Source organism: Giesbergeria giesbergeri (genome assembly GCF_054779375.1).
On the sequence record NZ_BAAGYJ010000016.1, the window covers coordinates 1 to 5,771 of the forward strand.

The 5,771-nt window shown below is 50.7% G+C and carries 2 tRNA genes and 3 rRNA genes; all 5 read right to left on the reverse strand.

Annotated elements, in window-relative coordinates:
- Positions 1–54 precede the first annotated feature (54 nt).
- The 5 genes from rrf to ACYVB2_RS15360 all read right to left on the reverse strand — a co-directional run bounded on the left by rrf (position 55) and on the right by ACYVB2_RS15360 (position 5,425).
- Positions 55–167: ribosomal RNA gene (rrf, locus tag ACYVB2_RS15340) — 5S ribosomal RNA — on the reverse strand.
- A gap of 125 nt (positions 168–292) precedes the next feature.
- A 23S ribosomal RNA gene (locus ACYVB2_RS15345) occupies positions 293–3,169 on the reverse strand.
- Between the two features lie 410 nt (positions 3,170–3,579).
- A tRNA-Ala gene (locus tag ACYVB2_RS15350) sits at positions 3,580–3,655 on the reverse strand.
- Positions 3,656–3,699: 44 nt separating this feature from the next.
- Positions 3,700–3,776 (reverse strand) — tRNA-Ile (locus ACYVB2_RS15355).
- Between the two features lie 116 nt (positions 3,777–3,892).
- Positions 3,893–5,425 (reverse strand): 16S ribosomal RNA (locus tag ACYVB2_RS15360).
- Together the 16S, 23S and 5S rRNA genes with 2 tRNA genes alongside form the textbook arrangement of a ribosomal RNA operon.
- Between the last annotated feature and the right edge of the window lie 346 nt (positions 5,426–5,771).

The window sequence follows — 5,771 nt, forward strand, 5'->3', positions numbered from 1 at the left end:
AAAAAGCGAACCCCCTCTGACCGTAGAGATCAGAGGGGGTAGCTTGAATAATGAGCCTGACGATGACCTACTTTCACACGGGAACCCGCACTATCATCGGCGCGAAGTCGTTTCACTGTCCTGTTCGGGATGGGAAGGAGTGGGACCAACTTGCTATGGTCATCAGGCTTAAACTGTGCGCTGCACTGCCTTGTGGGCAGGACAGCTAAATTCATAGAGTCTGTATCAGCTTATATGGTTTGATTGCGTTCTTGGCATAACAGACCTTGATGTTTTGATACATCAAAGTTATAGGGTCAAGCCGCACGAGCAATTAGTACTGGTTAGCTCAACGCATTACTGCGCTTGCACACCCAGCCTATCAACGTCCTGGTCTTGAACGACTCTTTAGGGGGCTCAAGGCCCCGGCAGATCTCATCTTGAAACGAGTTTCCCGCTTAGATGCTTTCAGCGGTTATCTCTTCCACACATAGCTACCCGGCGATGCCACTGGCGTGACAACCGGTACACCAGAGGTGTGTCCACTCCGGTCCTCTCGTACTAGGAGCAGGCTTCCTCAAATCTGCAGCGCCCACGGAAGATAGGGACCAAACTGTCTCACGACGTTTTAAACCCAGCTCACGTACCTCTTTAAATGGCGAACAGCCATACCCTTGGGACCGGCTACAGCCCCAGGATGAGATGAGCCGACATCGAGGTGCCAAACACCGCCGTCGATATGAACTCTTGGGCGGTATCAGCCTGTTATCCCCAGAGTACCTTTTATCCGTTGAGCGATGGCCCTTCCATACAGAACCACCGGATCACTATGTCCTGCTTTCGCATCTGCTCGACTTGTCAGTCTCGCAGTTAAGCACGCTTATGCCATTGCACTATCGTCACGATGTCCGACCGTAACTAGCGTACCTTCGAACTCCTCCGTTACGCTTTGGGAGGAGACCGCCCCAGTCAAACTGCCTACCATGCACTGTTCCCGATCCAGATGATGGACCTAGGTTAGAACCTCAAACGCACCAGGGTGGTATTTCAACGTTGGCTCCATAAGATCTAGCGACCTTACTTCAAAGCCTCCCACCTATCCTACACAGATCCGTTCAAAGTCCAATACAAAGCTACAGTAAAGGTTCATGGGGTCTTTCCGTCTTTCCGCGGGGAGATTGCATCATCACAAACATTTCAACTTCGCTGAGTCTGCGGAGGAGACAGTGTGGCCATCGTTACGCCATTCGTGCAGGTCGGAACTTACCCGACAAGGAATTTCGCTACCTTAGGACCGTTATAGTTACGGCCGCCGTTTACTGGGACTTCAATCAAGAGCTTGCACCCCATCATTTAATCTTCCAGCACCGGGCAGGCGTCACACCCTATACGTCCACTTTCGTGTTTGCAGAGTGCTGTGTTTTTATTAAACAGTCGCAGCCACCGATTTTTTGCAACCCCGTTGGGCTAGGCTTGTACAGCTTCACCTACTTGGGGCATACCTTCTCCCGAAGTTACGGTATCAATTTGCCGAGTTCCTTCTCCGCAGTTCTCTCAAGCGCCTTAGAATACTCATCTCGCGCACCAGTGTCGGTTTGCGGTACGGTCGTGTGTAGCTGAAGCTTAGTGGCTTTTCCTGGAAGCAGGGTATCACTCACTTCGTCTGCAAGCAGACTCGTTATCACCCCTCATCTAAGCCCGGCGGATTTGCCTACCGGGCACGACTACAGGCTTGAACCAACATATCCAACAGTTGGCTGAGCTAACCTTCTCCGTCCCCACATCGCACTACACATCGGTACAGGAATATTGACCTGTTTCCCATCAGCTACGCATCTCTGCCTCGCCTTAGGGGCCGACTCACTCTACGCCGATGAACGTTGCGTAGAAAACCTTGCGCTTACGGCGAGGGGGCTTTTCACCCCCTTTAACGCTACTCATGTCAGCATTCGCACTTCTGATACCTCCAGCATCCGTTACCAGACACCTTCACAGGCTTACAGAACGCTCTCCTACCACGCACAGTAAACTGTGCATCCGCAGCTTCGGTAACTGGCTTAGCCCCGTTACATCTTCCGCGCAGGACGACTCGATCAGTGAGCTATTACGCTTTCTTTAAATGATGGCTGCTTCTAAGCCAACATCCTGACTGTTTTAGCCTTCCCACTTCGTTTCCCACTTAGCCAATTTTAGGGACCTTAGCTGGCGGTCTGGGTTGTTTCCCTCTTGAGTCCGGACGTTAGCACCCGGTGCTCTGTCTCCCAAGCTGTACTCTTCGGTATTCGGAGTTTGCATAGGTTTGGTAAGTCGCCATGACCCCCTAGCCTAAACAGTGCTCTACCCCCGAAGGTAATACTTGAGGCACTACCTAAATAGTTTTCGGAGAGAACCAGCTATTTCCAAGTTTGTTTAGCCTTTCGCCCCTATCCACAGCTCATCCCCTAGTTTTGCAACACTAGTGGGTTCGGACCTCCAGTACCTGTTACGGCACCTTCATCCTGGCCATGGGTAGATCACTTGGTTTCGGGTCTACACCCAGCGACTGATACGCCCTATTCGGACTCGATTTCTCTACGGCTTCCCTATTCGGTTAACCTTGCCACTGAATGTAAGTCGCTGACCCATTATACAAAAGGTACGCAGTCACCCTTGCGGGCTCCTACTTTTTGTAAGCATGCGGTTTCAGGATCTATTTCACTCCCCTCCCGGGGTTCTTTTCGCCTTTCCCTCACGGTACTGGTTCACTATCGGTCGATGATGAGTATTTAGCCTTGGAGGATGGTCCCCCCATATTCAGACAGGGTTTCTCGTGCCCCGCCCTACTTGTCTGCAGCCTAGTACCACACGAAGATTTTCACATACGGGGCTATCACCCACTATGGCCGGAGTTTCCAATCCGTTTTGTTAATCTTTGTGCTATCACTGCAAGGCTTCTCCGATTTCGCTCGCCACTACTTTCGGAATCTCGGTTGATGTCTTTTCCTCGAGCTACTGAGATGTTTCAGTTCACCCGGTTCGCTTCAATGTCCTATGTATTCAGACATTGATACCCCGAAGGGTGGGTTTCCCCATTCAGAAATCTCCGGATCAAAGCTTATTTGCCAGCTCCCCGAAGCTTATCGCAGGCTTTCACGTCTTTCGTCGCCTATCATCGCCAAGGCATCCACCACATGCTCTTAGTCACTTGACCCTATAACTTTGACGTCTTTTTCAAGACATCGCCATCAAAAATTTTCAAGGACTTGCGAGGTCTTTCACCTCGCGCGTTATGCCGTAACGCGAACGTTTCGTTAAGTATTGCTACTCTTTGAGAACTGTTCGTCATTACTTAAATACTCAATGCCTTTCGGCAAAGAAATATTCGTTTTGACGCAATCAAATTTCATGTTGCTGACGGCACGGTGCAGTTTCCTGCTTTCCGCCAGCAACGCTGATTCGACTCTATGAATTTTTAAAGAACAGCCGATTGATCGAACAATATCGATCAACAACGAAGAGGCCTTTTGCAAGGCCGCTTTGGTGTTGAACGGAATCTAGCATTCTAGCATGAACCAGAACTTAGAAATAAAAAACACAAACACAAGAAGATAAGAATCTTGTTGGTGGAGGATGACGGGATCGAACCGACGACCCCCTGCTTGCAAAGCAGGTGCTCTCCCAGCTGAGCTAATCCCCCTAGGAAATCGCATTGTCGTGTCGTATTCCCAGGCCTGTAACACTTGGTGGGTCTGGTTGGTCTCGAACCAACGACCCCTGCGTTATCAACACAGTGCTCTAACCAACTGAGCTACAGACCCAAGTCGGCCTTTGTAAGATTCAATGCCAGCGTATTGCTACCCTTGCTATGGCTCTACAACGACTTTTTCCAACAACCGATAAGTGTGGGCATTCAAACGAGATTGCAGTTTTCCAGAAAGGAGGTGATCCAGCCGCACCTTCCGATACGGCTACCTTGTTACGACTTCACCCCAGTCACGAACCCTGCCGTGGTAAGCGCCCTCCTTACGGTTAGGCTACCTACTTCTGGCAGAACCCGCTCCCATGGTGTGACGGGCGGTGTGTACAAGACCCGGGAACGTATTCACCGTGACATTCTGATCCACGATTACTAGCGATTCCGACTTCACGCAGTCGAGTTGCAGACTGCGATCCGGACTACGACTGGCTTTATGGGATTAGCTCCCCCTCGCGGGTTGGCAACCCTTTGTACCAGCCATTGTATGACGTGTGTAGCCCCACCTATAAGGGCCATGAGGACTTGACGTCATCCCCACCTTCCTCCGGTTTGTCACCGGCAGTCCCATTAGAGTGCCCAACTGAATGTAGCAACTAATGGCAAGGGTTGCGCTCGTTGCGGGACTTAACCCAACATCTCACGACACGAGCTGACGACAGCCATGCAGCACCTGTGTGCAGATTCTCTTTCGAGCACTCCTCTATCTCTAAAGGATTTCTGCCATGTCAAAGGTGGGTAAGGTTTTTCGCGTTGCATCGAATTAAACCACATCATCCACCGCTTGTGCGGGTCCCCGTCAATTCCTTTGAGTTTTAACCTTGCGGCCGTACTCCCCAGGCGGTCAACTTCACGCGTTAGCTTCGTTACTGAGTCAGTGAAGACCCAACAACCAGTTGACATCGTTTAGGGCGTGGACTACCAGGGTATCTAATCCTGTTTGCTCCCCACGCTTTCGTGCATGAGCGTCAGTACAGGCCCAGGGGATTGCCTTCGCCATCGGTGTTCCTCCGCATATCTACGCATTTCACTGCTACACGCGGAATTCCATCCCCCTCTGCCGTACTCTAGCGTTGCAGTCACAAAGGCAGTTCCCAGGTTGAGCCCGGGGATTTCACCTCTGTCTTACAACACCGCCTGCGCACGCTTTACGCCCAGTAATTCCGATTAACGCTTGCACCCTACGTATTACCGCGGCTGCTGGCACGTAGTTAGCCGGTGCTTATTCTTACGGTACCGTCATGGGCCTTCTGTATTAGAAAAGACCTTTTCGCTCCGTACAAAAGCAGTTTACAACCCGAAGGCCTTCATCCTGCACGCGGCATTGCTGGATCAGGCTTGCGCCCATTGTCCAAAATTCCCCACTGCTGCCTCCCGTAGGAGTCTGGGCCGTGTCTCAGTCCCAGTGTGGCTGGTCGTCCTCTCAGACCAGCTACAGATCGTCGGCTTGGTGGGCCTTTACCCCACCAACTACCTAATCTGCCATCGGCCGCTCCATTCGCGCGAGGTCTTGCGATCCCCCGCTTTCATCCGTAGATCTTATGCGGTATTAGCACATCTTTCGATGTGTTATCCCCCACGATTGGGCACGTTCCGATGTATTACTCACCCGTTCGCCACTCGTCAGCATCCGAAGACCTGTTACCGTTCGACTTGCATGTGTAAGGCATGCCGCCAGCGTTCAATCTGAGCCAGGATCAAACTCTACAGTTCGATCTTGTTTAAACTTATACTCTTTCGAGTTTTACTCATTTAGAAATTGAAGTGAACTTCACTTCTTCATGAGCGTTTGTAGTGCAAGCACTAGTTCTAAAGAACTTGGCAATCTCACATTCAAACGCCCACGCTTATCGGCTGTATATTTTTAAGGTTCCTGAGAAACAGATCGAAATCTTTTTCTCTAGCTCGCTGCGATCAGCGAAGCCTTGAATTATATCAGAAGTTTTTATCTCCTGTCAAAGCATGGGGTTTTTAATTCCCGCCACCTTGAAATCCTTGCCGCTTACTTAGCACGCTTGGTATCAAACATTGCTTAGTAGCGAAGCCTCGAATTCTACAT